Origin of the sequence: Micromonospora halotolerans, from assembly GCF_032108445.1 — a bacterium.
GTDB classification, from domain to species: domain Bacteria; phylum Actinomycetota; class Actinomycetes; order Mycobacteriales; family Micromonosporaceae; genus Micromonospora; species Micromonospora halotolerans.
The window spans coordinates 2,818,433-2,843,127 of record NZ_CP134876.1; the positions used below are offsets into that span (position 1 = coordinate 2,818,433).

The following is a 24,695-nucleotide window of genomic DNA, read 5'->3' on the forward strand; positions in this document are numbered from 1 at the left end:
CCCGCGCGACGTGGGCCGACGTACCAGAAGGGGCCGTTGGGCGTCTCCGGAGCGGCCCCTCCGCACCGCCGGTGAAGGTTTTCACACATCCTTGTTTCGGCTCTGTGGCCCCGGCGCATACTTGCGATCGACCGGTACCCCCTTCGAGGACTGGATCGATTGCCATGAGCGCACCCCTGCGTTCGCGTCCGGCCGCCCCACCGCGGGCCGCCGACGCCCCGCTCGTCTTCCCGCGCACCCTCACGGTCGGCGTGATCGGCGCCGGCCGGGTCGGCGCCGTGCTCGGCGCGGCCCTCGCCGCCGCCGGCCACCGGGTGGTCGCCGCCGCCGGCGCCTCCGGCGCGACCCGGGCCCGGATGGCGCTGCTGCTGCCGCAGACCCCCACCCGCACCGCCGCCGCCGTGGCCCGCGCCGCCACCGACCTGCTGGTCGTGGCGGTCCCCGACGATGCCCTCGCCGGCGTGGTGGCCGGCCTGGCCGAGGCCGGTGCGCTGCGGCCGGGCCAGGTGGTCGCGCACACGTCCGGCGCGCACGGGCTGGCCGTCCTCGCCCCGGCGGCCGCCGCCGGCGCCCGGCCGCTCGCGCTGCACCCGGCCATGACCTTCACGGGTACGCCGGACGACCTGACCCGCCTCGCCGGCATCTCCTACGGGGTGACCGCCCCGGCCGAGCTGCGCGCGTTCGCCGCCCGGCTGGTGGCCGACCTGGGCGGTGTGCCGGAGTGGGTGGCGGAGGGCGACCGGCCGCTCTACCACGCGGCGCTGGCGCACGGCGCGAACCACCTGGTGACCCTGGTCAACGAGGCCGCCGACCGGCTGCGCGACGCGGGGGTGGACCGGCCGGAGAAGGTGCTCGCCCCGCTGCTGCGGGCGGCCCTGGAGAACGCGCTGCGGCTCGGCGACGACGCCCTCACCGGCCCGGTCTCCCGGGGCGACGCGGGCACCGTGCGCCGGCACCTGGAGCGGCTGGCGGCGACCGCCCCGGAATCCGTGCCCCCCTACCTGGCGTTGGCCCGACGGACGGCGGAGCGGGCGGTCGCGGCGGGCCGGCTGCGGCCGGCCGACGCGGCGCCGCTGCTGGACGTCCTGGACGGCATGCAGGTGCCGGCGTGAGCCGGTTCTGCGAGGCCCGCAGTCCGGAACCGAGGAGGCACTGATGACGGAGTTGGTGCACACCCGCAAGGAGCTGGCGGCGGCCCGCGAGGGCCGCACCGGCACGGTCGGCGTGGTGATGACCATGGGCGCGCTGCACTCGGGGCACGAGGCCCTGCTGCGCGCCGCCCGGGAGCGGGCCGACCACGTGCTCGTGACGATCTTCGTGAACCCGCTCCAGTTCGGCCCGAACGAGGACTTCGACCGTTACCCGCGCACCCTCGACGCCGACCTGGAGATCTGCCGGCGGGCCGGCGCGGACGTGGTCTTCGCCCCCGCCGTGGAGGACATGTATCCGGAGGGTCAGCCGAAGGTGCGGCTGAACCCGGGCCCGCTCGGTGAGGACCTGGAGGGGCTGAGCCGCCCCGGCTTCTTCCACGGCGTGCTCACCGTGGTCATGAAGCTGCTCCAGCTCACGCGCCCCGACCTGGCCTTCTTCGGCGAGAAGGACTACCAGCAGCTCACCCTGGTCCGGCGGATGGTCCGCGACCTGGACGTGCCGACGGAGATCGTCGGCGTGCCGACCGTCCGCGAACCGGACGGGCTGGCCCTGTCCAGCCGCAACCGCTACCTGTCGGCGGAGGAGCGGCGGGCCGCGTTGAGCCTCTCCGCCGCGCTGCGGGCCGGCGTCGAGGCCGCCGACGGGGGCGCGGACGCCGGCGCCGTGCTGGCCGCCGCCCACCGGGCCTTCGACTCGGGTACGCCCGGCGCCCGCCTGGACTACCTGGTGCTCACCGACGCCGACCTGGAGCCCGGCCCGGTCTCCGGCCCGGCGCGGCTGCTGGTCGCCGCCTGGGTCGGCGCCACCCGCCTCATCGACAACACGGCGATCCACCTCGCCCCGCGTTCCTGACCCGACCAGATCCCTCGGAAAGGCACCCCGATGCTCCGGACCATGCTCAAGTCGAAGATCCACCGGGCCACGGTGACCCAGGCCGACCTGCACTACGTCGGCTCGGTGACCGTGGACGAGGACCTGCTCGACGCGGCCGACCTCATCCCCGGCGAGCAGGTCGCGATCGTCGACATCACCAACGGCGCCCGGCTGGAGACGTACGTGATCCCGGGGCGGCGGGGCAGTGGCGTGATCGGCATCAACGGCGCGGCGGCGCACCTCGTGCACCCGGGTGACCTGGTCATCCTCATCTCGTACGGGCAGATGGACGACGCCGAGGCGCGCTCCTACCAGCCGCGGGTGGTGCACGTCGACGCCGACAACAGGGTCGTCGACCTGACCGCCGACCCGACCACGGCCGCCCCGGGCACCGCCGGCGACCCGGTTCCCAACCCGCTGGCCGCCGCCCTCAACTGATCCCGGGCCGCACGCACGGTCTGTCACCGGAAGGTCATTTCCCGCTACCCTGGTCGGACCGTCGGAATCGACGGTCGTCGGGCTGGGGAGGCGCGATGGGCCGGGCGATGCGGAGGCTCGTCGCCGCGTTGGTCGCGGGGGCGGCGCTGGCGGCCGGCGCCGGGTGTGCTCCGTCGGGCGGGCTGGACGGGGATCTCACCGACGACTGGGGCGCCCTGCCGCCGGCCGGCGCGTTCACCCCGGCCGCCGGGGTCTGCCAGGTCGCCGACTTCACCCCCTCCGTTGGCCTGTCCGGCTACGACCCGGTCGGCTGCGACCTGCCGCACCGGGTGGAGACGGTGCACGTGGGGACGTTCACGGTCGAGCGCGCCGGCCCGCCGGTGCTCGGCTCCCCCGAGCTGCGGACGGCCTTCGCCGACTGCGACACCCGGGCCGGCGGCTACGTGGGTGACAACTGGCGGGCCGGCCGGCTGCGGCTGGCCGTGGCGCTGCCCACCGGGCCCGGCTGGGCGGCCGGTTCGCGCTGGTACCGCTGCGACCTGACCGAGCTGACCACGGTCGAGGCGGCGGCGACCGTGGTGACCCGGACGGGCAGCCTGCGCGGCGCGCTCAAGGGTCCGTCCCCGCTGCGGCTGGGCTGCCAGCGCACCGGCCGGGACGCGCGCCGGGTGCAGACGCTCACCCCGGTCGACTGCCGCACCGCCCACGACGCCGAGTTCGTCGGGGTGTGGGCGGCGCCGGAGCGCCCGTACCCGAAGAAGGACGCCGACTGGGCGCCCCTCTACACCGGCTGCAACACCGTCCTGGCGTCGTACGCCGGTGTGCCGGACGACCCGACGCTGCGGTTCCGCAGCGGGGTGGTGGTCCGCCCGCCCGGCGCCGGACGGTGGGCGGTCGGCGACCGAGGCGTGCGCTGCTACCTCTGGCTCAGCGACCGCACGGTGACCACCTCGCTCAAGGGGGCCGGCCCGGCGGGCCTCCCGGTGCGGACGAGGTAGCCGAAACCACTCGTCCCGCCCCCGACGCCCGGGACGAGAGCCCTTCGGGTTGACTGTTCCCATGGACCTTCCGACCGTCGACCTGCCGGCCCTGCCGAGGCTGCTCGCCGCGCCCGCACCCGGCTGGGTGGAGACCACCGACGTGATCGTCGTCGGCTCCGGGGTCGCCGGGCTGACCGCCGCGCTGCACCTGCGCGAGGCCGGCCTGCACGTCACCGTGGTCACCAAGGTCAACATCGACGAGGGCTCGACCCGCTGGGCGCAGGGCGGCATCGCGGCGGTGCTCGACCCGGCGGACACGCCGGCCGCGCACGCGTACGACACCGAGGTGGCCGGGGTCGGCCTCTGCGACCCGGCGGCGGTCCGGGTGCTGGTGGAGGAGGGCCCGACCCGGCTGCGCGAGCTGATGCGGATCGGGGCGGAGTTCGACCGGAACCCGGACGGCTCGCTCATGCTCACCCGCGAGGGCGGCCACCGGGCCGACCGGATCGTGCACGCCGGCGGCGACGCCACCGGTGCGGAGGTGCAGCGGGCGCTGCACGCCGCGGTGCGCCGCGACCCGTGGATCCGGCTGGTCGAGCACGCCCTGGTGCTGGACCTGCTGCGCGCCCCCGGCGACGGGCCGGACGGGCTCGGCCGGGCCTGCGGGATCACCCTGCACGTGCTCGGTGAGGGCAGCGAGGACGGCGTGGGGGCGATCCTGGGCCGGGCCGTGGTGCTGGCCACCGGCGGGATGGGGCAGATCTTCGCGGCCACCACCAACCCGGCCGTCTCCACCGGCGACGGGGTGGCGCTCGCGCTGCGGGCCGGCGCGGCGGTCACCGACCTGGAGTTCGTCCAGTTCCACCCGACGGCGTTGATCGTGCCGGCCGGTGAGCCCGGCGCGGGGCTCGCGCAGCAGCCGCTGGTCTCCGAGGCGCTGCGCGGCGAGGGCGCCCACCTGGTCGACGGCGACGGCAAGCGGTTCATGGTGGGCCAGCACGAGCTGGCCGAGCTGGCGCCCCGCGACGTGGTGGCCAAGGGCATCCACCGGGTGCTGCTGGCCACCGGACGACAACTCCAGCTCGGCGCGTCTGACGCCGCGCCGCGACCTGGAGCCGTCGGCGCGGACCACGTCTGGCTGGACGCCCGCCACCTCGGCGGCGACTTCCTGGCCCGACGCTTCCCGACGATCGTGGCCTCCTGCCTGGCCATCGGGGTGGACCCGGCCACCGACCTCATCCCGGTCGCCCCGGCCGCCCACTACGCCTCCGGCGGCGTCCGGACCGACCTGCGCGGCCGCACCTCGATCCCCGGCCTGTACGCCTGCGGCGAGGTCGCCTGCACCGGCGTGCACGGCGCCAACCGGCTGGCCAGCAACTCCCTGCTGGAGGGGCTGGTCTTCTCCCGCCGGATCGCCGAGGACATCGCCGCCGGGCTGCCCGAGCAGGCGAAGCCGGCCGAGGTCGGTGCCTGGGTGGGCGGTCAGGGCTGGCTCGTGCCGGCCGGGGCCACGCCGACCCTGCAACGGGCCATGACCCGGGGCGCGGGCGTGCTCCGCTCGGCGCCGACCCTCGCCGGTACCGCCGCTGCCCTCACCGAGCTGGGCCAGGCCCGGGGCGTGCCGCGCACCGCCGACTGGGAGGCGACGAACCTGATCACGGTGGCGTCGACACTGGTCGCCGCCGCGTACGCCCGCCGGGAGACCCGGGGCTGCCACTGGCGGGAGGACTTCCCGACGGCCGACGAGCGGTGGCGCGGCCACCTCGTGGCCGGCATCGGGGCGGAGGGCTTGTTGACCGAGCGCTGGGAGGAACAGTGAGCGCGAGGAGTGAGCCGGTCCTGCGAGCCCCGCAGTCGCGAACGAAGGAGGCACAGTGAGGGAGTCGACGGAGCGGGCGCTGCGGGCCGGTGGCCTGGACCCGGAGCAGGTCCGGCGGGTGATCGTCGACGCGCTCACCGAGGACCTGGGTCCGAACTTCCTCGACGTGACGAGCGTCGCCACCATCCCGGACGCGCAGAACGACACGGCCGACCTGGTCGCCCGCGCCGACGGCGTGGTGGCCGGGCTGCCGGTGGCCGCGGCCGTGTTCGAGCTGGTGGGCGAGGTGACCCGAGCGGACCGTACCGTCGAGGTGTCGCTGGTGGCCCACGACGGGCAGCGGGTGGCGCGGGGCGACGTGCTGGCCACGGTGACCGGTCCGACCCGGCTGCTGCTCACCGCCGAGCGGACGGCGCTGAACCTGCTGTCCCGGATGTCCGGGGTGGCCACCCACACCCGGGCCTGGGCCGACGCCCTGGCCGGCACCAAGGCGACCGTGCTGGACACCCGCAAGACCACCCCCGGCCTGCGCGCCCTCGAGAAGTACGCGGTCCGCGCCGGCGGCGGCACCAACAAGCGGATGGGCCTGCACGACGTCGCCATGATCAAGGACAACCACAAGGTGGCCGCGGGCGGGATCGGCGCCGCGTTCCGCCGGGTCCGGGAGGCGTTCCCGGACGTGCCCGTGCAGGTGGAGGTGGACACCCTGGCCGAGGCGGTGGAGGCGGTCGAGGCCGGCGCCAGCTTCCTGCTGCTGGACAACATGACCCCGGCGCAGCTGCGCGAGGTGGTGGCCGCGGTGGGCGACCGGGCGGAGCTGGAGGCGACCGGCGGGCTCACCCTGCCGGTGGCCGCCGAGTACGGGGCGACCGGCGTCGACTTCCTCTCGGTGGGCGCGCTGACCCACTCCTCGCCGATCCTCGACATCGCGCTTGACCTGCGGGAGGAGTGAGGGTCAGCCCAGCCGGGCGGTGAGCGCGGTGGCCGGCACCAGGTTGAAGATGACCTGGCTCTCGGTGTCGTCCCGGGCGTCCAGCCCGTACTTGGCGCGGAAGAGCTGGAGCGCGCGGTGGTAGATCTCGGCCTCCAGCTCGTCGGCCTCGGCGAGGGCGAACGCCTGCCCGGCCGCTTCCGGCCGGCTCGGCAGCACCACGGTCAGCCCGGCCAGCCCGTGCCGGGCGACGTTGCGGACAAGGTCGCCGCCGGCGATGTACCAGGTGCCGTCCAGCCGGACGTAGCGGGCGTCGCAGGACTCCAGCTCGGTGTCGCCCCGGCGGAGGCAGACGTTGAGCGTGAGGCAGGCGTCGAGGTCGCGCACCGGGGCGGTCTCCCACAGCTCGTTGAACCGGTCGTCGACGAACTCCCCGAGCGGGGTGGAGACGTAGGCCTCCAGCTGCTGGGCGTCGAAGGTCTTGCCGTGCACGGGGAAGAACGAGATGAACGCCTTGTCGTCCCAGCGGTACATCTGGACCGAGGGCGCGGTGGCGTAGATCCGTACCCGGAGGCGCGAGCGGGCGGCCGGCGCGAGCTGCTGCTGGAGCCGACTGAAGTGGTAGAGGTTGTTCATGATCGCCACGGCGGTGTCGGCGCGGCGCAGCTCCTCGGCGCGTAGCCGGACGGCGGGGGAGTCCGGGTCGAGCAGCAGCACCTTGACCGTGGCGCCGTTGGCCAGGGCGAAGCGCAGCGCGGCGAGGAACCGGTTGGTGTACGGCCCCTCCAGCATGCTGGTGAAGGTCTCCAGGATGGCGACCACCTCGCGGGACTGCGCCACCCGCTGGATCAGCGCGTCCCGGTCCAGCCGCGGGTGCTCGATGATGGTGGCGGTCCGGAGCTCCCGGAAGAGCGGGTTGAGCACCAGATAGGTCAGGAGCGTCATGATCAGGGCGGCGCCGACGTTGAGGTAGAGGTCGCCGCGGAAGGTCTGCCCGTGGCGCTGCCACGACTGCCCGGCCTGGACGATCATCCAGAGCGCACCACCGGCCAGCACGGCGAGCACCAGCACGTGCCGGCGCCGCCGTAGCAGGGCGCTGCGCCCCCGGACCCACCACATCCTCGACATGTCCGCCCCCGTCCGGCCGTGCCGTGGATAGAACCATGTTCATGCCGCGATGTGTTCAGGATACGGTTCGGCCGCCGCTGCGCGCCCGCCCGCGAGGCGGTTGTCTAGGCTGCGACCGTGCTGCTCTGCATCGACATCGGGAACACCAACACCGTGCTGGCGACCTTCGACGGCGACAAGCTGGTGCACAACTGGCGGATCAAGACCGACGCCCGGTCCACCGCGGACGAGCTGGGTCTGATGTTCCGCGGGTTGCTGGCCGGTGACGCCGTGGAGATCACCGGCGTGGCCGCCTGCTCGACCGTGCCGGCCGCGCTGCGCTCGCTGCGCACCATGCTGGCCCGCTACTACGCCGATCTGCCCAGCGTGATCGTCGAGCCCGGCGTGCGCACCGGCGTGCAGCTCGCCATCGACAACCCCAAGGAGGTCGGGGCGGACCGGGTGGTCAACACCCTGGCCGCGTACACCCTCTACGGCGGGCCGTGCATCGTGGTGGACTTCGGCACCACCACCAACTTCGACGTGATCAGCGGCCGGGGCGAGTTCCTCGGCGGCGCGTTCGCGCCGGGCATCGAGATCTCCTTCGACGCGCTCGCCGCCCGCGCCGCCCAGCTCCGCAAGGTGGAGGCCACCAAGCCGCGCTCGGTGATCGGCAAGAACACCGTCGAGTGCCTCCAGGCCGGCCTCTACTTCGGCTTCGCCGGCCAGGTGGACCGGATCGTCGAGCGGATGACCGAGGAGCTGGGCGAGGTGAAGGCCGTGATCGCCACCGGCGGCCTGGCCTCGCTGGTGCTCAGCGAGTGCCGCACCATCACCCACCACGAGCCGATGATCACCCTGATCGGCCTGCGGATGGTCTACGAGCGCAACCTCTGAGCCTCAGCGGCGGCGGGAGCGGAGGACGAGGGTGCGGTAGGGCAGCTCGACCGCCGCGCGGCCGGCCAGGTCGGGGTGGGTGGCGAAGAGTTCGCGCAGCTCCCGGTCGATCCGCGCCCGCTCGTCGGGCGGGGCGGTCAGCCAGTACGAGCGGGTGTGCAGCATGCCGACCACCTCGTCGGGGGTCAGCGTGGTGGCGTGGGCGAACTCGCCCAGCTCGACCGGTTCGAAGGCGGGACCGAAGTCGCTGTACTTCTCGGTCACGTCGCCGGCGTTGTCGCCGAGGTGGGCGATCCGGGTCAGTTCCGCCACCCAGGCCACCCGCTCGTCCCGGACGTTCCAGACCGGCGCGAACGTGCCGCCCGGCCGCAGCACCCGGGCGATCTCGGCGTGCGCCGGCTCCCGGTCGAACCAGTGGTAGGCCTGACCCACCAGCACCGCGTCGGCCGACCCGTCCGGCAGCGGCACCGACTCCGCGCTGCCGGCCAGCGCCGTGGTGCCCGCGGTGGCGGCCGCCAGTTGCGCCCGCATCCCCGGATCCGGCTCCACGGGTACGACCTCGTGGCCCAGCCCGAGCACCCCGCGGGTGAGGATGCCGGTGCCCGCGCCGAGGTCGACCACCCGGGCCGGGGCGGCCAGCCCGTCCAGCGCCCAGCGCAGCGCCTCCTCGGGATAGCGGGGGCGGAGCCGGTCGTACTCGGCGGCGGCGGCGCCGAAGGAGAGTGCCGGGATGACGTCGACCATCAGGCGAGGCTAGTGCGGCGGCCGGTCGCGCGGGGGGCGGCGGCGCCCGGCCGGGCGACCGAGGTGGGCCGCCCGGCCGGGCGGGGTCAGTTACGCCGCGCCCGGGCCACCAGCGTGCGGTAGGGCAGGTCGATCGTGTGCCGGCCGGCCAGCTCCGGGTGGGCGGCGAGGAGGTCGCGCAGCTCCGCGTCGACCTCGCGGCGGCGCTCCGGTCCGGCGGTCAGGTAGTGCGAGCGGGTGCGCACCATGCCGAGCAGCTCGCCCGGGGTCAGCGGGGTGGTGTGGTCGAACTCGGCCCACTCGGGCGCCGCGAACCGGGGACCGAAGCCGGTCACGGTCTCGCGCAGGTGGTCGACGGTGTCGCCGATCTCGGCGATCCGGTTCAGCTCGGTCACCCAGCCGACCCGGTCGTCCCGGAGGTTCCACACCGCCGCGAAGATCCCGCCGGCCCGCAGCACCCGGGCGATCTCCGGGTGCGCCCGCTCCCGGTCGAACCAGTGGTACGCCTGGCCGACCAGCACCGCGTCCGCGTACCCGTCGGGCAGCGGGACCGACTCGGCGCTGCCCTCCCGGGCGGCGACGCCGGGGGTGGCGGCCTCGAACTGGGCGCGCATCGCCGGGTCGGGCTCGACGGCGGTCACCGCGTGCCCGAGGGCGAGCAGGCCGCGGCTGACGATCCCGGTGCCGGCGCCCAGGTCGACGATGCGGGCCGGCGGGGTGAGGTCGCCGAGCGCCCAGCGCAGCGCGGCCTCGGGGTAGCGGGGCCGGTAGCGGTCGTAGTCGGCGGCGGCCGCGCCGAACGACAGGGCCTCAGTGGGGTCGGTCATGGCGGGCAGGTTATCCGGTAACGACCCGGCAGGCCCTTGAGTACGCTCGGGGCCTGACCCCGCCCGAAATCTCCGTCTGAGGAAGCGTGCCGTGACCGAGCAGAACGCCCTGCCAGTAGACCCCGCCGACGACCTTCCGGAGCAGATGAAGGTCCGCCGGGAGAAGCGGGACCGGATGCTCGCCGAGGGCGTCGAGCCGTACCCGGTCGGCTTCCCGCGGACCAGCACGCTGGCGAAGATCCGCGAGCGGTACGCCGAGCTGCCCACCGACACGGCCACCGGCGACCGGGTCTCGGTCACCGGCCGGGTGATCTTCGTGCGCAACACCGGCAAGCTCTGCTTCGCCACCCTGCGGGACGGCGACGGCACCGAACTCCAGGCGATGCTCTCCCTGGACCGGGTGGGCGCCGAGCGGCTGGAGGACTGGAAGCGCCTGGTCGACCTGGGCGACCACGTCGGGGTGACCGGCGAGGTGATCACCAGCCGGCGCGGCGAGCTGTCGGTGCTCGTCGAGGAGTGGGCGGTGACCGCGAAGGCGCTGCGCCCGCTGCCGGTGGCGCACAAGCCGCTCAGCGAGGAGGCCCGGGTCCGCCAGCGCTACGTGGACCTGGTGGTCCGCCCGCAGGCCCGGCAGATGGTTCGCACCCGGGCCGCCGCCGTGCGCAGCCTCCGGGACACCCTGCACGCGCAGGACTTCATCGAGGTCGAGACCCCGATGCTCCAGTTGCTGCACGGCGGCGCGGCGGCCCGCCCATTCGTGACCCACAGCAATGCGTTGAACACCGATCTGTATCTGCGAATCGCGCCGGAACTGTTTCTCAAGCGCGCGGTCGTCGGCGGCGTCGACCGGGTCTTCGAGATCAACCGCAACTTCCGTAATGAGGGCATCGACTCCTCGCACTCGCCCGAGTTCGCGATGCTCGAGACCTACCAGGCGTACGGCGACTACAACACCATGGCGGAGCTGACCCGAAATCTCGTGCAGCAGGCCGCTCTCGCGGTCGCCGGCTCGACGGTGGTCACCCACGCCGACGGCCACGAGTTCGATCTGGGTGGCGAGTGGCGCTCGGTGTCGCTGTTCGGTGTTCTTTCCGAAGCGCTCGGCGAGGAGGTCACCGTCCGCACCGAAAGGTCGCGCCTGGTCGAGTACGCGGACAAGGTCGGCCTCTCCGTCGACCCGAAGTGGGGCCCGGGCAAGCTGGCCGAGGAGCTGTTCGAGGAGTTGGTGGTCCCGTCGCTCCAGGCGCCCACCTTCGTCCGCGACTACCCGGAGGAGACCAGCCCGCTCACCCGGGCCCACCGCAGCGAGCCGGGGCTCGCCGAGAAGTGGGACCTCTACGTGCTCGGTTTCGAGCTGGGGACCGCGTACTCGGAGCTGGTCGACCCGGTGGTGCAGCGGGAGCGGCTGGTGGCGCAGGCGCAGCTCGCGGCGCGGGGCGACGACGAGGCCATGCGGCTGGACGAGGACTTTCTCCGGGCGATGGAGTACGGAATGCCGCCGGCCGGCGGTATGGGAATGGGAATCGACCGGCTCCTGATGGCGCTGACCGGCCTGGGAATTCGGGAAACCATCCTGTTCCCGTTGGTCCGGCCCGAGTAGCACACAAGCTTCTCCGGGTCGTTACCGCGTCCTATTGACGGAGCGAGCGGCGGGCGGGCTATTGTGCTCTTGTATTGCAGGAGCACAACCCTGCTCGAAAGGAATGTGGGACGTGGCCAAGCAGATCATTCACAAGCTGGTCGATGACCTGGACGGCGGGGACGCTGACGAGACCGTCAAGTTCGCGCTCGACGGTGTGCAGTACGAGATCGACCTCTCGGCTTCCAACGCTGAAAAATTGCGCGACGTATTCGCGCAGTACATCGCGCACGGCACGAAGGTCGGCCGTGGCGGCGTGGTCGTGGGTGGCCGGGCCGCCCGTGGGCGGGGCGGCGCGACCGCCGACCGCGAGCAGAACAAGGCCATCCGGGCCTGGGCCAAGAAGGCCGGCAAGGACATCTCCGACCGGGGGCGCATCCCGCAGGAGATCGTGGACGAGTACCACGCGAAGGCGGGGCACTGACCCCGACGACCCCGCAGCGGGCGACACGACGCCGGACCGGAGTGCCACTCCGGGCCGGCGTCGCCGTTTCCGCCCGGGCGCGCCGTCTGTCCGGTCCGTGCCGGGCGGGTGGCGCGGCGTCGCCGGGCACGGGAAGAAACCGGCGCCCGGGGCCGTTGTCCACAGGCGGTGGAGATTCTGTCCACAGGTTGTGGAAGACGGCGGCCGGGCGTCGACGCCCCCGCTCCAGCCCCTCGACCGGGCTTTTCCACCGGCGGTCGAATTTCGCTCTGCGCGTACAGGCGGGGGTACCGGAACACCTCCTGAGCGCGGACGGTTGTCAGAAACGACGCGTGCACGACCATTCGCGGGGACACACGACCTCAGCGGAGTCGGTCCGCGGCGATAGAGTAAGGAGGCACGGACGCCCGTCCCGGACGTCCGCGCACCGGCCCCGCCGAGATCTGACCATCAAGGCGCACGGCACGTGAGGAGCACGAGGGCATGTTCGAGCGGTTCACCGACCGAGCGCGACGGGTTGTCGTCCTGGCCCAAGAAGAGGCCCGGATGCTCAACCACAACTACATCGGTACGGAGCACATCCTGCTGGGCCTGATCCACGAGGGTGAGGGTGTCGCGGCAAAGGCCCTGGAGAGCCTCGGCATCTCCCTCGAGGGCGTCCGCCAGCAGGTCGAGGAGATCATCGGCCAGGGCCAGCAGGCGCCGAGCGGGCACATCCCGTTCACGCCGCGGGCCAAGAAGGTGCTGGAGCTGTCGCTGCGCGAGGCGCTGCAGCTCGGCCACAACTACATCGGCACGGAGCACATCCTGCTCGGCCTGATCCGTGAGGGCGAGGGCGTCGCCGCCCAGGTGCTGGTCAAGCTCGGCGCCGACCTCAACCGGGTCCGCCAGCAGGTGATCCAGCTGCTCTCCGGCTACCAGGGCAAGGAGCCGGCCGCGGCGGGCGCCGCGCCGGGCGAGGCCGCGCCGTCGACCAGCCTCGTGCTGGACCAGTTCGGCCGGAACCTGACCCAGGCCGCCCGCGAGGGCAAGCTCGACCCGGTCATCGGGCGCGAGAAGGAAATCGAGCGGGTCATGCAGGTGCTCTCCCGCCGGACCAAGAACAACCCGGTCCTGATCGGTGAGCCTGGCGTCGGCAAGACCGCCGTGGTGGAGGGGCTGTCCCAGAAGATCATCAAGGGCGAGGTGCCCGAGACGCTGAAGGACAAGCAGCTCTACACCCTCGACCTCGGTGCGCTGGTCGCCGGTTCCCGCTACCGCGGTGACTTCGAGGAGCGCCTCAAGAAGGTGCTCAAGGAGATCCGCACCCGCGGCGACATCATCCTGTTCATCGACGAGATCCACACCCTGGTGGGTGCGGGTGCCGCCGAGGGCGCGATCGACGCCGCCAGCATCCTCAAGCCGATGCTGGCCCGTGGCGAGCTGCAGACCATCGGCGCCACGACGCTCGACGAGTACCGCAAGCACCTGGAGAAGGACGCTGCTCTCGAGCGCCGCTTCCAGCCGATCCAGGTGGGTGAGCCCTCGCTGGCCCACACCATCGAGATCCTCAAGGGCCTGCGGGACCGCTACGAGGCGCACCACCGGGTCAGCATCACCGATGCGGCTCTCGTGGCTGCCGCCACCCTGGCCGACCGCTACATCTCCGACCGCTTCCTGCCGGACAAGGCGATCGACCTGATCGACGAGGCCGGTGCCCGGATGCGCATCCGCCGGATGACCGCGCCGCCAGACCTGCGGGACTTCGACGAGCGGATCGCCCAGGTCCGCCGCGACAAGGAGTCCGCGATCGACGCGCAGGACTTCGAGCGGGCCGCGCAGCTCCGCGACAAGGAGAAGCAGCTCCTCGGGCAGAAGGCCCAGCGGGAGAAGGAGTGGAAGGCCGGTGACCTGGACGTCGTCAGCGAGGTCGACGACGAGCAGATCGCCGAGGTGCTCGGCAACTGGACCGGCATCCCGGTCTACAAGCTGACCGAGGAGGAGACCTCGCGCCTGCTGCGCATGGAGGACGAGCTGCACAAGCGCGTCATCGGCCAGGAGGACGCGGTCAAGGCGGTCTCGAAGGCGATCCGGCGCACCCGGGCCGGCCTGAAGGACCCGAAGCGCCCGTCCGGCTCGTTCATCTTCGCCGGCCCGTCCGGTGTCGGTAAGACCGAGCTCTCCAAGGCGCTCGCCGAGTTCCTGTTCGGCAGCGAGGACGCCCTCATCCAGCTGGACATGTCCGAGTTCCACGACCGGTACACGGTGTCCCGGCTGGTGGGTGCCCCTCCCGGCTACGTCGGCTACGACGAGGGCGGGCAGCTGACCGAGAAGGTGCGTCGTCGGCCGTTCTCGGTGGTCCTCTTCGACGAGATCGAGAAGGCCCACCCGGACGTGTTCAACACGCTCCTCCAGATCCTGGAGGACGGGCGGCTCACCGACGGCCAGGGTCGGATCGTGGACTTCAAGAACACGGTCATCATCCTGACCACCAACCTCGGCACGCGGGACGTCGCCAAGGCGGTGTCGCTGGGCTTCCAGGCCTCTGAGGACTCCGAGTCGAACTACGACCGGATGAAGCAGAAGGTCAACGACGAGCTCAAGCAGCACTTCCGGCCCGAGTTCCTCAACCGGATCGACGACACCATCGTCTTCCACCAGCTGCGCGAGAACGAGATCCTCTCGATCGTGGACATCATGATCGCCCGGATCGAGACGCAGCTGAGGAACAAGGACATGGGCCTGGAGCTGACCGACAACGCCAAGAAGTACCTGGCGAAGAAGGGCTTCGACCCGGTGCTGGGCGCGCGGCCGCTGCGTCGCACGATCCAGCGCGACATCGAGGACAACCTGTCCGAGCGGATCCTCTTCAACGAGCTGACCCCGGGTCAGATCGTGGTGGTGGACTGCGAGGGCGACCCGAGCGACATCGACAAGTCCAAGCTTGTCTTCCGGGGCGCCGACCGGCCGGTGGCCGTGCCGGACGCGGTCCCGGCGGACCTCGGCGGCACCGCCGCCACGGGCGCGGACGACGCCGCGTAAGTTCGGGCAACTGATCGAGGGCGACGGCCCCGGTAGGCGAGAGCCACCGGGGCCGTCGCCTTTTCTCATGCCCCCGTAAAGGGGCGGGGGAGCGGGACCGGAGGGCCGTCGCCGACGAGCCGGAAGGACTCCTCGCCGACCGGCTCGACCAGGCCGTCGGTGACCAGCCCGGCCAGCGCCCGGGCCCGCTGCACGTCGTCGTGCCAGACCTGGTCCAGCCGCTGGTGCGGCACCGGCCCGGAGGCGTCGCGGAGCACCGCGAGGAGCAGGCCGCGCACCTGCCGGTCGGTGCCGGCGTAGCGCTGGGGGCGGCGGGTCGGGCCGGCCGGGGCCGGCTGGCCGGAGGCCCGCCAGGCGCAGCTCGACTCGACGGGGCACACCCCGCAGCGCGGGGCCCGGGCGGTGCAGACCACCGCGCCGAGTTCCATGAACGCCGCACTGGCCAGGGCCGCGGCGGCCGGCTCGGTGGGCAGCAGCTCCTCGGTGGCGACCAGGTCGGCGGGGCGGGTGGCGGGTCCCGCGTCGGCTTCGCCGGCGATCGCCCGGCACACCACCCGCCGGACGTTGGTGTCGACCACCGGGTGCCGCTGGCCGTACGCGAAGGCCGCCACCGCCCGGGCCGTGTACGTGCCGACCCCGGGCAGCGCCAGCAGGTGGTCGAGCCGCTCCGGCACCTCACCGCCGTGCCGTTCCACGATGGCCACCGCGCAGTCGCGCAGGCGTACGGCCCGGCGGGGGTAGCCGAGCCGGCCCCACATCCGGATCGCCTCGGCCGGCGTGTCCTCCGCCAGCGCGGCCGGCGTCGGCCAGCGGGACAGCCACGCCTCCCAGGCCGGCAGCACCCGGACCACGGGTGTCTGCTGGAGCATGACCTCGCTGACCAGGATCGCCCAGGCGCCGACCCCGGGTTCGCGCCAGGGCAGGTCGCGGGCGTTGCGTTCGTACCACCGGCTGACCAGGGTGGCGAAGGTGGGCTCAGACATCGCGCCGCCCAGGATGTCACGGGCGGCTTTCCCGCGGGTTGGGCGGGGCGGGCGGGCCGTCGCGGCCGGCCGGCGGCAACGGGGCAGAATGTCCGGATGAACGAGCTCGCGATCACCGTCATCGGCCGGGACCGGCCGGGCATCGTGGCCGACGTCGCCGAGGTCCTCGCGCGGCTCGGGGCGAACCTCACCGACTCGACGATGACCCGGTTGCGGGGACACTTCGCCATGACCCTGATCTGCGTGGGTCCGGCCGCCGCCGACGTCGAGGCCGCGCTGGCCCCGCTCGCCGCCGAGGGCCAGCTGCTGGCCACCGTACGCGCGGTCACCCCCGACGGGCAGACCGCTCCCGGCGGCGAGCCGTACGTGATGGCGGTGCACGGCGCGGACCGGATGGGCATCGTGGCGGCGATGACCCGGGTGCTGACCGACGCGGGCGGCAACGTGACCGACCTGAGCACCCGGTTGACCGGTTCGCTGTACGTGGTGGTCGCCGAGGTCGAGTTGCCGCCGGGCAGCGCCGACGAGGTGGCCGGCCGGCTCACCCGTACCGCTGCGGAGCTGGGCGTGGGGGTCAGCCTCCGCCCGGCGGACACGGACCTCCTGTGACCGCGGAGGAATACGCCGGCCTGGGCGGCTGGACACCGGAGAAGCTCGACGTCCCCGGGGCGGTACGCCCGGTCGTGGCCGCGCCCGACCCGGTGCTCAGCCGGCCCGGCCCGGCGGTCGACCCGACCTCGGCCGAGGTCGTCCAGCTGGCCGCCGACCTGGTCGCCACCATGCGGGTGTCGCCGGGCTGCGTGGGCCTGGCCGCGCCGCAGGTGGGGGTGAGCGCCCAGGTGTTCGCGGTGGATGTGACCGGGCACCCGAAGGCCGTCACCGTGCACGGCGCGTTCGTGCTGTGCAACGCCACCGTGGTGGAGGCGAGCCGCTGGAAGGCCGGGCGGGAGGGCTGCATGTCGGTGCCCGACCTGACCGGTGACGTGAAGCGGGCCAGCCGCCTGGTGGTCGAGGGGGTCCTGCCGGGCAGCGGTGACCCGGTGCGGCTGGTGACCGACGGGTTCGAGGCGCGGGCGCTCCAGCACGAGATCGACCACTGCGCCGGCCTGCTCTTCCTGGACCGGGTGGCGGGGGCGCACGCCGTCTACCAGCGCAAGGTCTACCTCTGACCGGCCTCGGCCGGATAGCGCCGCTCAGCGAGCTGCGCCGTCCTCTGTGGAGCGCGGTGGAACCCGGGCGAGGGCCCTTCGGCGCGTCGGACCGGCGGGCCGGGCGTCGCGCCGCTACGGTGAACGCATCATGCGTCTGACGGTCGGCCCACTGCCTCCCGCCGTGTACTGGCGGCGTCGAGCCGTCGTCTTCGGAGCCGGGCTGCTTTTCCTGATTGTCCTGCTCTATTCGTGCACCGGCACCGACCGCACCGACACCCCGTCGGGCAACGCGGGGGGCAATGCGGGCGGCTCGCCGTCGGCGGCCGCTCCCGGGCCGACCGGTTCGCTGCTGACCCCGCAGTCCACCAGCCCGTCGCCCACCCCGGGCGCGTCGGGCGGCGGCAACGGGACGAGCGACGGTGGCGGCACTGGCACCGACAACGGCGGCGGCCAGAACGGTGGCGGCACGAACGACGGTGGCGCGCCGGCCGCCCCGGTGGCCGACGACGGCACCTGCGCCGACTCGGAGATCCAGGTGACCCCGGTGGCGCTGCCGGCCTCCGCGCAGCGGGGCACGGTGGTCACCCTGCGTCTCCGGGTCAAGAACATCTCGGAGCGCACGTGCAGCCGGGACGTCGGGGCCGACCTGCAGGAGCTCTACATCAAGGCCGGCGCGGCGAAGGTGTGGTCCTCGGACACCTGCGGCACCGGCAAGGGCTCCGACGTGCAGTCGTTCACGCCGAACTTCGAGCGCTCCTACGAGCTGGGCTGGAACGGCCGGGACGTGAGCCGCTGCGCCAACGGCGTGGCCGCCGGCCCGTACGCCCCGATCGGCACGTACCAGCTCTTCGCCCGGGTGGGCACCAAGCTCAGCGAGCCCGTGAAGCTCACCATCACCGGCTGACCCGAGGGTCAGACGTAGCGCTCCAGGATGGACGCCTCGGCGAGCCGGGACAGCCCCTCACGCACGCCCCGGGCGCGGGCGTCGCCCACCCCCTCGACCGCCTGGAGGTCCTCCACGGTCGCGCCCAGCAGGCGCTGGAGGCTGCCGAAGTGCACCACCAGCCGGTCGACCACGGCCGCGGGGAGCCGCGGCACCTTGGCCAGCAGGCGGAAGCCGCGCGGGCTCACGGCGGCGTCGAGCGCGTCCGAGGCGGACGGGTAGCCGATCGCCTTGGCCACCGCGACCAGGTCGATCAGCTCGGTGGCACTGAGCAGGTCCAGCTCGACCAGCGCCTCGTCGAGGGTGCGCGACTTCCGGCCCACCGGCAGGTAGTCCCGGATGACGAGGGTGCGGTCGGCGTCCACCCCGGCCATCAGCTCGTCGAGCTGGAGGGCGAGCAGGCGGCCGTCGGTGCCCAGCTCCACGACGTAGCCGGCGATCTCGTCGGCGATCCGCCGGACCATCTCCAGCCGCTGCACCACGGCCACGGCGTCGCGGACGGTGACCAGATCCTCGATCTCCAGGGCGGAGAGCGTGCCGGAGACCTCGTCCAGCCGCAGCTTGTAGCGCTCGAGCGTGGCCAGCGCCTGGTTGGCGCGGGAGAGGATCGCCGCCGAGTCGTCCAGCACGTGCCGCTGGCCGTTCACGTAGAGGCTGATGATCCGCATGGACTGGCTGACCGAGATGACCGGGTAGCCGGTCTGCCGGGCCACCCGCTCGGCGGTGCGGTGCCGGGTGCCGGACTCCTCGGTGGGGATCGACGGGTCGGGCATCAGGTGCACCGCGGCCCGGACGATCCGGGTGCCGTCGCTGGAGAGCACCACGGCGCCGTCCATCTTGCACAGCTCCCGGACCCGGGTCGCGGAGAACTCGACATCGAGCGGGAAACCGCCGGTGCAGATCTGCTCGACGATCTTGTCATAGCCGAGCACGATCAGCGCGCCCGTGCGGCCGCGCAGGATCCGCTCCAGGCCGTCGCGCAGCGCGGTGCCCGGCGCCATGAGGGCGAGGTTGGCCCGCAACGGGTCGCCGCCGGCCCCGCCGACGCTTCCGGTGACGCTCACGCTGATGGGACGGGCGGGGGAGCCCACGGCGCCGGTGCGGGCGTGCGGCGTCGTCGCGGCGGGCTTGGTGGCATCGCGGTCGATCGGCACGGGCACAGTCTACGGACTGCGGTGCGGTGGGTGCTCTCGTGGTTACTGTGATGTGTCACGATGTCCGGCTCCCCCCGTCGCCGACCCGCTGCGCCAGCTGTCCGGAATCGCCCGGCCGGTCCCACCGTACGCCTACGGACGGTCACTCGGCCGACGCGCGGGCGGCAGCCTGGAGGGCCGCCCGGACGTCGGTGACCTCTGTCACCCTCATGGTCCCGGGGGCCGCCACCCCGCTGCTGTCCGGGCCGCAGCCGGGCGGCACGAGGGCCAGCCGGAAGCCGAGCCGGGCGGCCTCGGCCAGCCGGCGGGGCACCGCACCGACCCGGCGCACCTCGCCGGTCAACCCGACCTCGCCGATGGCCACCAGCTGCGGGTTGAGGGCCAGGTTGAGCCCGCCGGAGGCGACCGCCAGCGCCACGGCCAGGTCGGCCGCCGGCTCGACCACCCGGATGCCGCCCACCGTGGCGGCGAAGACCTCACGGTCGTGCAGCGTCAGCCGCTCGGTGCGCCGCTGGAGCACCGCGAGCACCATGGCCAGCCGGGCGCCGTCCAGCCCGGAGACCGTGCGCCGGGGGGAGCCGGCGACCGTGGCGCCGATCAGCGCCTGCACCTCGGTGACCAGGGCCCGCCGCCCCTCCATGGCCACGGTCACACAGGTGCCCGGGACCGGCTCGGAGTAGCGGGTCAGGAACAGGCCGGACGGGTCGGCCAGGCTGCTGATGCCACCCTCGTGCATCTCGAAGCAGCCCACCTCGTCGGCCGCGCCGAACCGGTTCTTCACGCCGCGGACCAGGCGCAGCGAGGAGTGCTTGTCGCCCTCGAAGTGCAGCACCACGTCGACCAGGTGCTCCAGCACCCGGGGGCCGGCGACCTGGCCGTCCTTGGTGACGTGCCCGACCAGCACGGTGGCGACGCCGCGCTCCTTGGCGACCGCGACGAGCGCCGCGGTGACCGCCCGGACCTGGGTGACCCCGCCCGGGACGCCCTCGGTGCCGGTCGTCGAGATGGTCTGCACCGAGTCGAGGACCAGCAGCCCGGGCTTCACCGCGTCGAGGTGGCCGAGCACCGCTGAGAGGTCGCTCTCGGCGGCCAGGTAGAGCTGGTCGTGCAGGGTGCCCATCCGCTCGGCGCGCAGCCGCACCTGGCTGACCGACTCCTCACCGCTGACCACCAGCGACGGGCTGCCCGCGTTGGCCGCCCACTGCTGGGCGACGTCGAGCAGCAGGGTGGACTTGCCGACCCCCGGCTCGCCGGCGAGCAGCACCACTGCGCCGGGGACCAGGCCGCCGCCGAGCACCCGGTCGAGCTCGCTGACGCCGGTGGCCCGCGCCCGGGCGGGCGCGGCGCTGATGGTGGCGATCGGGCGGGCCGGCTCGGCGGGCATCCGGGAGCTGACCACCCGGCCGGAGACCAGCGGGCCGCTCACCGTGCACTCGACCACCGAGCCCCACTCGCCGCACTCCGGGCAGCGCCCGACCCACTTGGGGGGCTGGTGACCGCAGGCGTCGCACTCGTAGGCCGGGCGGGGCTCACGGGCGGCGGCGCGGCCGCGACCGGCGGCGGCGCGGGGCGAGGGCGATCGGGACGTGGTCACCCCAGGACGCTAACCGGGCGGTACGACGAAAGCCCACCCGGAAACGGCGACACCGCCGGCGTGGCGCTGGCCACGGCGGCGGTGTCGTCGACGATCGCGGGATCGGTCAGCTGTGGCCGCCGCCCTCGTTGCCGCCCTCCTCGAGGCCACCCGGGTGCCCGGCGCCACCCTCCTCGCGCGGCTGCACGACCGGCGAGGCGGGCGCGGGCGGGGTCAGCGGGACGCCGACGGCCGCACCGGTCTTGATCACCTTGCCGCCGCCGAAGTCGAACGTCAGGTTGACCCGCTGGCCGACGAGCAGGTCCTGGTTCAGCCCGACGAGCTGGAGGAACTGCGGGCTGTTGCTGGTGAGCGGGAGGTAACCCAGGGCCGGGATCTCGAACCGGGCCGGCTGGCCGGCCGGCGCCGGGCTGGTGGACGGCGACGGGTTGGCCGAGGCCGATCCGCTGGCCGACGCGGAGCCGCTGGCCGACGGCGACTCCTCGGTGCCGAGCGACTGGCTCGGCGAGGCGCTCGGGTCGGTCGCGGTGGGCGACGCGGAGGCGGGCTCGGTCGGCGAGCCGGTCGGGGTGGCCCCGTCGCTGCCGGTCCCGGCGCCGCTGAGCACGATCTCCCGGGCGCTGTCGGTGGTGACGGTCACGGTCACCGGCTCCCGGCTGTCGTTGTAGACCACGACGTTGACCCGGGCCTGCGCACCCGCCTTGTAGCCCTCGGGGCCGGGGAACTCCAGGTAGAGGCCGCGCACCTTGTAGAGGTTGTCGGGGGTCTGGACGTTGACGCCCTGCACCGACGGGATCTTGTTGGCGGTCTCGGCCACCTGGCCGGCGCCACACCCGGTCAGCAGCAGGCTCGCCGCCGCCGCCGTACCGGCCAGCAACAGGGCCGCCGGCCGGGAACCCCTGATCGAGCGCGTCACGTCGGTCCTCCTCGTCACGATCCCCACCCGGCCGGACGCCGGACACGGGGTGGCCATACCCGCGCAGACCGCGCTCCAGGGTAGTTGGAGCTGATCGAGGCCCGCACGCCGACCCGGTAATGCCACCTTCCAGGGGACCGGTCAGACCACCCGACCGCTCGCCACCAGGAGCACCACATCGATCAGCGCCACGACCAGCACCGCCCGGAAGGCGGCCACCGGCCGGGCGCCGGCCCCGGTCGCCGTGCGTCCGACGTACCAGCCGACGGCCGGCACCCCGACGGCGGCGGCGACCGCCGCCAGCCCGGCCCACGACGGCCGTCCGGGTGGCCCGACGACCAGCGCGACGGTGGCCGCGAGGAGCAGCCCGGCGGCGGCCGCCCGGCTGCCCGCCGGTCCCAACCGGTGGGGCAGCCCGCGGACGCCGGTCCGTGCGTCGTCGGCCAGGTCCGGCAGCACGTTGGCGAAGTGCGCCCCCGCGCCCAGCAGCGCCGCGGCGGCGACCAGCCAGACCGGCGGCGCGGGCGTGCCGGGCAGGGCCAGCACCACGAAGGCGGGCAGCGCGCCGAACGAGACCGCGTAGGGCAGCACCGAGACCGGGGTCGACTTCAGCGGCCAGTTGTAGAGCAGCGCCGAGACCAGGGCGAGGGTGGCGCAGAGCGCCGCCGCCGGACCGGCGACCAGCGCCAGCAGCGGGGTGGCCACGGCGGCCGGCACGGTGGCGCGGGCCAGGACCCGCCGCGAGACCGCGCCGGTGGCCACCGGTTTGTCGGTACGCCCCACCGTGGCGTCCCGGTCGGCGTCGATCAGGTCGTTGCTCCAGCCCACGGCGAGCTGGCTGGCCAGCACCGTGAGCGACACGGCGGCGACCCCGCCCGCACCGTGCCCGACCGCCCGGGCGAGCAGCCCGGCCACCACGGTCACCGCGGCGGCCGGTTCCGGGTGGCTCGCCCTGACCAGCCCTAACACCGACATCGACATAAGGGAAGTCTGGTCGTTACCGGGGAGTCGTGCCACGCTCGGTCCATGCGAGACGCGGCACCGGTGTCCACCCCACCCCGGGTGCTGCCGCCCAACGATCCCCGCCAGTACGACGACCTGGCCGGCGAGTGGTGGCGACCGGACGGCGCCTTCGCGATGCTGCACTGGCTGGCCCGGGCCCGTGCGGCCATGGTGCCGCCGGCGTCCGAAAGGGACGCGCTGCTGGTCGACCTGGGCTGTGGCGCCGGCCTGCTCGCCCCCCACCTGGCCGGCAAGGGTTACCGGCACATCGGGGTCGACCTGACCCGCTCCGCCCTCGACCAGGCCGCCGCGCACGGGGTGACCGTGATCCAGGGCGACGCCACCGCGGTCCCGCTCGCGGACGGCTGCGCCGCCGTGGTCTCCGCCGGTGAGCTGCTGGAACACGTGCCGAACTGGCGGCGCGCGGTGGCCGAGGCGTGCCGGCTGCTGCGGCCCGGCGGCCTGCTGGTGCTCGACACGCTCAACGACACCCTGCTGGCCCGGCTGGTCGCGGTGGAGCTCGGTGAGCGGCTGCCCACCGTGCCGCGCGGCATCCACGATCCACGGTTGTTCGTGGACGCCCGCGCGCTGGTCGCCGAGTGCGCCCGGCACGGCGTGGCCCTGCGGCTGCGCGGCGTCCGCCCCGAGCTGGGCGGGACGGTGGCCTGGCTGTGGCGCCGCTGGCGCGGCGACGGTCGTCCCACCCGGAGGGAGCCGCGCATCGTGCCGACCCGGTCGACCGCCGTGCTCTACCAGGGCCGTGGGCACCGGAGCGGGTAGCGCGGGCCGCCCGGGGTAAAGGGGACGCCGAGAAGGGGGCTACATGACTGTGCACGCGCTGGAGGCGGCGCGCAGGTTGGCGCCGCGACTGGCCGCCCGCGCGGCCGATCACGACCGGAACGGCTCGTTCCCGGTCGAGGACTTCGCCGACCTCCGGGCGGCCGGCCTCTTCGGGCTCATGGTGCCGCGCGAGCTGGGCGGCCTGGGTGCCACCTTCGCCGAGTACGCCGCGGTCGCCACCGAACTGGCCCGGGGCAACGGCGCGACGGCGCTGGTGTTCAACATGCACGCCTCGGTCACCGGCGCGCTCGGCGCGGTGAACGAGGAGCTGGCCGAGACGCTCGGCGTACCGGACGAGGCGCTGGCCGCCCGGGACCGGCTGCTCCGCGCGGCGGCCGAGGGCGCCTGGTACGCGGTGGCCATGAGCGAACGTGGCGCCGGCGCCCGGCTGTCCCAGCTCAGCACGGTCTACGAGGCGGTCGAGGGCGGCTGGCACCTCAAGGGCAGCAAGGCGTTCTGCTCCGGCGCGGGCCACCCGGACGGCTACCTGGTGGCCGCCCGCAGCGCCACCGACCAGTCGGTGGTGTCCCAGTTCCTGGTGCCGGCCGGGGAGGGGATCACGGTCGAGCCCACCTGGGACTCGCTGGGCATGCGCGCCACCTCCTCCCACGACGTGCACCTGGACGTGACCGTGCCGGCCGACCGGCTGCTCGGCGGGGTGGAGGGGCTGGCCCTGGTGGTCGCCCAGCTCATGCCGCACTGGCTGGTGGCCAGCTACGCGGCCGTCTACGTCGGGGTGGCCCGGGCCTCGATCGACGCCGCGGCCGAGCACCTGAAAGCCCGCGACCTGGCCGGCCTGCCGGCGGTCCGGGCCCGGCTCGGCCGGGCCGACGCGGCGGTCGCGGCGGCCGAGCTGGTGGTGGCCGAGGCGGCCCGCCGGGTCGACGAGGCGCCCGGCGACGCGGAGACCAACCGCTGGGTGTGGCGCGCAAAGCTGCTCGCCGGCACCACCGCGGCCGACGTGGCGGGGTCCATGCTGGAGGCGGCCGGCACCTCGGCCACCCGGCGGGGGCATCCGTTGGAGCGGCTCTACCGGGACGCCCGGTGCGGCTCGCTGCACCCGGCGACCTCCGACGTCTGCGCCGACTGGCTCGGCATCGCCGCGCTCGGCGGCGATCCGGACCGCGACGGCGCGACGCCCCGGTGGTGAGCGGGAGGAGTGAGCCGGTCTTGCGAGCGCGGTCGCGAACGGAGGGCGGCTTGGTGAATCGGTTTTTGCCGGGCCCGCAGTCGGAAGCGGGCGGGGCTCGTTGGTGAAGC

At 74.0% G+C, this 24,695-nt stretch carries 23 protein-coding genes; 15 read left to right on the top strand and 8 right to left on the bottom strand.

The features are described from left to right. The first annotated feature begins 164 nt into the window (after positions 1–164). The 6 genes from RMN56_RS13400 (at position 165) to nadC (ending at position 6,214) form a co-directional block, all read left to right on the top strand. A complete protein-coding gene (locus RMN56_RS13400; protein ID WP_313724100.1) occupies positions 165–1,112 on the top strand; it encodes a Rossmann-like and DUF2520 domain-containing protein in 948 nt (315 codons plus the stop codon). Positions 1,113–1,155: 43 nt separating this feature from the next. Continuing rightward, positions 1,156–2,004 (top strand): pantoate--beta-alanine ligase, encoded by an 849-nt coding sequence (gene panC / locus RMN56_RS13405; RefSeq protein ID WP_313724101.1) that lies wholly within the window; start codon positions 1,156–1,158, stop codon positions 2,002–2,004. A 30-nt stretch (positions 2,005–2,034) separates the two neighbouring features. Beyond that, a complete protein-coding gene (gene panD, locus RMN56_RS13410; protein WP_099163397.1) occupies positions 2,035–2,463 on the top strand; it encodes an aspartate 1-decarboxylase in 429 nt (142 codons plus the stop codon). A 95-nt stretch (positions 2,464–2,558) separates the two neighbouring features. Further along, positions 2,559–3,461: a septum formation family protein gene (locus RMN56_RS13415; protein ID WP_313724102.1), complete on the top strand. Its 903-nt coding sequence runs from the start codon at positions 2,559–2,561 to the stop codon at positions 3,459–3,461. A 61-nt stretch (positions 3,462–3,522) separates the two neighbouring features. Further along, entirely contained in the window at positions 3,523–5,262 is a 1,740-nt protein-coding gene (locus RMN56_RS13420) for an L-aspartate oxidase (protein WP_313724103.1), read from the top strand. A gap of 55 nt (positions 5,263–5,317) precedes the next feature. Next, positions 5,318–6,214 carry a carboxylating nicotinate-nucleotide diphosphorylase gene (gene nadC, locus RMN56_RS13425; protein WP_313724104.1) on the top strand — a complete coding sequence of 299 codons (897 nt, stop codon included), beginning with the start codon at positions 5,318–5,320 and terminating at the stop codon, positions 6,212–6,214. Between the two features lie 3 nt (positions 6,215–6,217). Here nadC and RMN56_RS13430 read toward each other — a convergent pair whose 3' ends face one another. Continuing rightward, positions 6,218–7,321, bottom strand: a complete 1,104-nt coding sequence (locus tag RMN56_RS13430; RefSeq protein WP_313724105.1) for an acyl-CoA synthetase family protein — start codon at positions 7,319–7,321, stop codon at positions 6,218–6,220. Positions 7,322–7,438: 117 nt separating this feature from the next. Between RMN56_RS13430 and RMN56_RS13435 the strand changes: the two genes are divergently transcribed. Then, positions 7,439–8,197 carry a type III pantothenate kinase gene (locus RMN56_RS13435; RefSeq protein WP_262282719.1) on the top strand — a complete coding sequence of 253 codons (759 nt, stop codon included), beginning with the start codon at positions 7,439–7,441 and terminating at the stop codon, positions 8,195–8,197. Positions 8,198–8,200: 3 nt separating this feature from the next. Here RMN56_RS13435 and RMN56_RS13440 read toward each other — a convergent pair whose 3' ends face one another. After that, a complete protein-coding gene (locus RMN56_RS13440) occupies positions 8,201–8,941 on the bottom strand; it encodes a class I SAM-dependent methyltransferase (protein ID WP_313724106.1) in 741 nt (246 codons plus the stop codon). A gap of 86 nt (positions 8,942–9,027) precedes the next feature. Further along, on the bottom strand, positions 9,028–9,768 hold the full coding sequence (locus RMN56_RS13445) for a class I SAM-dependent methyltransferase (protein WP_313724107.1): 741 nt from the start codon (positions 9,766–9,768) through the stop codon (positions 9,028–9,030). A gap of 91 nt (positions 9,769–9,859) precedes the next feature. On the opposite strand from RMN56_RS13445, the gene lysS reads away from it, so the two are divergent. From lysS to RMN56_RS13460, 3 genes are all read left to right on the top strand, one after another. Continuing rightward, positions 9,860–11,368: a lysine--tRNA ligase gene (gene lysS, locus RMN56_RS13450; protein WP_313724108.1), complete on the top strand. Its 1,509-nt coding sequence runs from the start codon at positions 9,860–9,862 to the stop codon at positions 11,366–11,368. Between the two features lie 112 nt (positions 11,369–11,480). Beyond that, positions 11,481–11,831: a histone-like nucleoid-structuring protein Lsr2 gene (locus tag RMN56_RS13455; RefSeq protein ID WP_091267630.1), complete on the top strand. Its 351-nt coding sequence runs from the start codon at positions 11,481–11,483 to the stop codon at positions 11,829–11,831. A 483-nt stretch (positions 11,832–12,314) separates the two neighbouring features. Further along, positions 12,315–14,852, top strand: a complete 2,538-nt coding sequence (locus RMN56_RS13460) for an ATP-dependent Clp protease ATP-binding subunit (RefSeq protein WP_313724109.1) — start codon at positions 12,315–12,317, stop codon at positions 14,850–14,852. 65 nt (positions 14,853–14,917) lie between these two features. Here the strand turns inward: RMN56_RS13460 and RMN56_RS13465 are convergent, their stop codons facing one another. Beyond that, positions 14,918–15,835, bottom strand: coding sequence for an iron-sulfur binding domain-containing protein (locus tag RMN56_RS13465; protein ID WP_313724110.1), 918 nt, complete (start codon positions 15,833–15,835; stop codon positions 14,918–14,920). 96 nt (positions 15,836–15,931) lie between these two features. Here RMN56_RS13465 and RMN56_RS13470 point away from each other — a divergent pair, with 96 nt between their 5' ends. The 3 genes from RMN56_RS13470 (at position 15,932) to RMN56_RS13480 (ending at position 17,890) form a co-directional block, all read left to right on the top strand. Next, a complete protein-coding gene (locus tag RMN56_RS13470) occupies positions 15,932–16,444 on the top strand; it encodes a glycine cleavage system transcriptional repressor (RefSeq protein WP_313724111.1) in 513 nt (170 codons plus the stop codon). After that, on the top strand, positions 16,441–17,004 hold the full coding sequence (locus RMN56_RS13475; protein WP_313724112.1) for a peptide deformylase: 564 nt from the start codon (positions 16,441–16,443) through the stop codon (positions 17,002–17,004). The genes RMN56_RS13470 and RMN56_RS13475 overlap by 4 nt, the downstream gene beginning before the upstream one ends. A 130-nt stretch (positions 17,005–17,134) precedes the next feature. Further along, the gene (locus RMN56_RS13480; protein ID WP_313724113.1) at positions 17,135–17,890 is read left to right on the top strand and encodes a hypothetical protein; all 756 of its coding nucleotides are present in this window, start codon (positions 17,135–17,137) and stop codon (positions 17,888–17,890) included. An 8-nt stretch (positions 17,891–17,898) separates the two neighbouring features. Here RMN56_RS13480 and disA read toward each other — a convergent pair whose 3' ends face one another. The 4 genes from disA to RMN56_RS13500 all read right to left on the bottom strand — a co-directional run bounded on the left by disA (position 17,899) and on the right by RMN56_RS13500 (position 22,574). Beyond that, entirely contained in the window at positions 17,899–19,083 is a 1,185-nt protein-coding gene (gene disA, locus RMN56_RS13485) for a DNA integrity scanning diadenylate cyclase DisA (RefSeq protein ID WP_262282728.1), read from the bottom strand. Positions 19,084–19,225: 142 nt separating this feature from the next. Further along, positions 19,226–20,677 (bottom strand): DNA repair protein RadA, encoded by a 1,452-nt coding sequence (radA, locus tag RMN56_RS13490; protein WP_313724114.1) that lies wholly within the window; start codon positions 20,675–20,677, stop codon positions 19,226–19,228. A gap of 106 nt (positions 20,678–20,783) precedes the next feature. Next, entirely contained in the window at positions 20,784–21,593 is an 810-nt protein-coding gene (locus RMN56_RS13495) for a hypothetical protein (RefSeq protein ID WP_313724115.1), read from the bottom strand. Between the two features lie 141 nt (positions 21,594–21,734). Further along, complete coding sequence (locus tag RMN56_RS13500; RefSeq protein ID WP_313724116.1) at positions 21,735–22,574, bottom strand: UbiA family prenyltransferase; 840 nt, start codon at positions 22,572–22,574, stop codon at positions 21,735–21,737. A 45-nt stretch (positions 22,575–22,619) separates the two neighbouring features. Between RMN56_RS13500 and RMN56_RS13505 the strand changes: the two genes are divergently transcribed. Both RMN56_RS13505 and RMN56_RS13510 read left to right on the top strand, forming a co-directional pair. Next, entirely contained in the window at positions 22,620–23,375 is a 756-nt protein-coding gene (locus RMN56_RS13505; RefSeq protein ID WP_313724117.1) for a methyltransferase domain-containing protein, read from the top strand. 43 nt (positions 23,376–23,418) lie between these two features. Then, the gene (locus tag RMN56_RS13510; RefSeq protein ID WP_313724118.1) at positions 23,419–24,585 is read left to right on the top strand and encodes an acyl-CoA dehydrogenase family protein; all 1,167 of its coding nucleotides are present in this window, start codon (positions 23,419–23,421) and stop codon (positions 24,583–24,585) included. Positions 24,586–24,695 lie beyond the last annotated feature (110 nt).

Bases quoted from the DNA above. Each gene is read 5' to 3' on its own strand.
- RMN56_RS13400 (WP_313724100.1), top strand. From the start codon at position 165: ATGAGCGCACCCCTGCGTTCGCGTCCGGCCGCCCCACCGCGGGCCGCC.
- panC (WP_313724101.1), top strand. From the start codon at position 1,156: ATGACGGAGTTGGTGCACACCCGCAAGGAGCTGGCGGCGGCCCGCGAG.
- panD (WP_099163397.1), top strand. From the start codon at position 2,035: ATGCTCCGGACCATGCTCAAGTCGAAGATCCACCGGGCCACGGTGACC.
- RMN56_RS13415 (WP_313724102.1), top strand. From the start codon at position 2,559: ATGGGCCGGGCGATGCGGAGGCTCGTCGCCGCGTTGGTCGCGGGGGCG.
- RMN56_RS13420 (WP_313724103.1), top strand. From the start codon at position 3,523: ATGGACCTTCCGACCGTCGACCTGCCGGCCCTGCCGAGGCTGCTCGCC.
- RMN56_RS13430 (WP_313724105.1), bottom strand. From the start codon at position 7,321: ATGTCGAGGATGTGGTGGGTCCGGGGGCGCAGCGCCCTGCTACGGCGG.
- RMN56_RS13440 (WP_313724106.1), bottom strand. From the start codon at position 8,941: ATGGTCGACGTCATCCCGGCACTCTCCTTCGGCGCCGCCGCCGCCGAG.
- RMN56_RS13445 (WP_313724107.1), bottom strand. From the start codon at position 9,768: ATGACCGACCCCACTGAGGCCCTGTCGTTCGGCGCGGCCGCCGCCGAC.
- RMN56_RS13460 (WP_313724109.1), top strand. From the start codon at position 12,315: ATGTTCGAGCGGTTCACCGACCGAGCGCGACGGGTTGTCGTCCTGGCC.
- RMN56_RS13465 (WP_313724110.1), bottom strand. From the start codon at position 15,835: ATGTCTGAGCCCACCTTCGCCACCCTGGTCAGCCGGTGGTACGAACGC.
- RMN56_RS13470 (WP_313724111.1), top strand. From the start codon at position 15,932: ATGAACGAGCTCGCGATCACCGTCATCGGCCGGGACCGGCCGGGCATC.
- RMN56_RS13480 (WP_313724113.1), top strand. From the start codon at position 17,135: ATGCGTCTGACGGTCGGCCCACTGCCTCCCGCCGTGTACTGGCGGCGT.
- RMN56_RS13500 (WP_313724116.1), bottom strand. From the start codon at position 22,574: ATGTCGATGTCGGTGTTAGGGCTGGTCAGGGCGAGCCACCCGGAACCG.
- RMN56_RS13505 (WP_313724117.1), top strand. From the start codon at position 22,620: ATGCGAGACGCGGCACCGGTGTCCACCCCACCCCGGGTGCTGCCGCCC.
- RMN56_RS13510 (WP_313724118.1), top strand. From the start codon at position 23,419: ATGACTGTGCACGCGCTGGAGGCGGCGCGCAGGTTGGCGCCGCGACTG.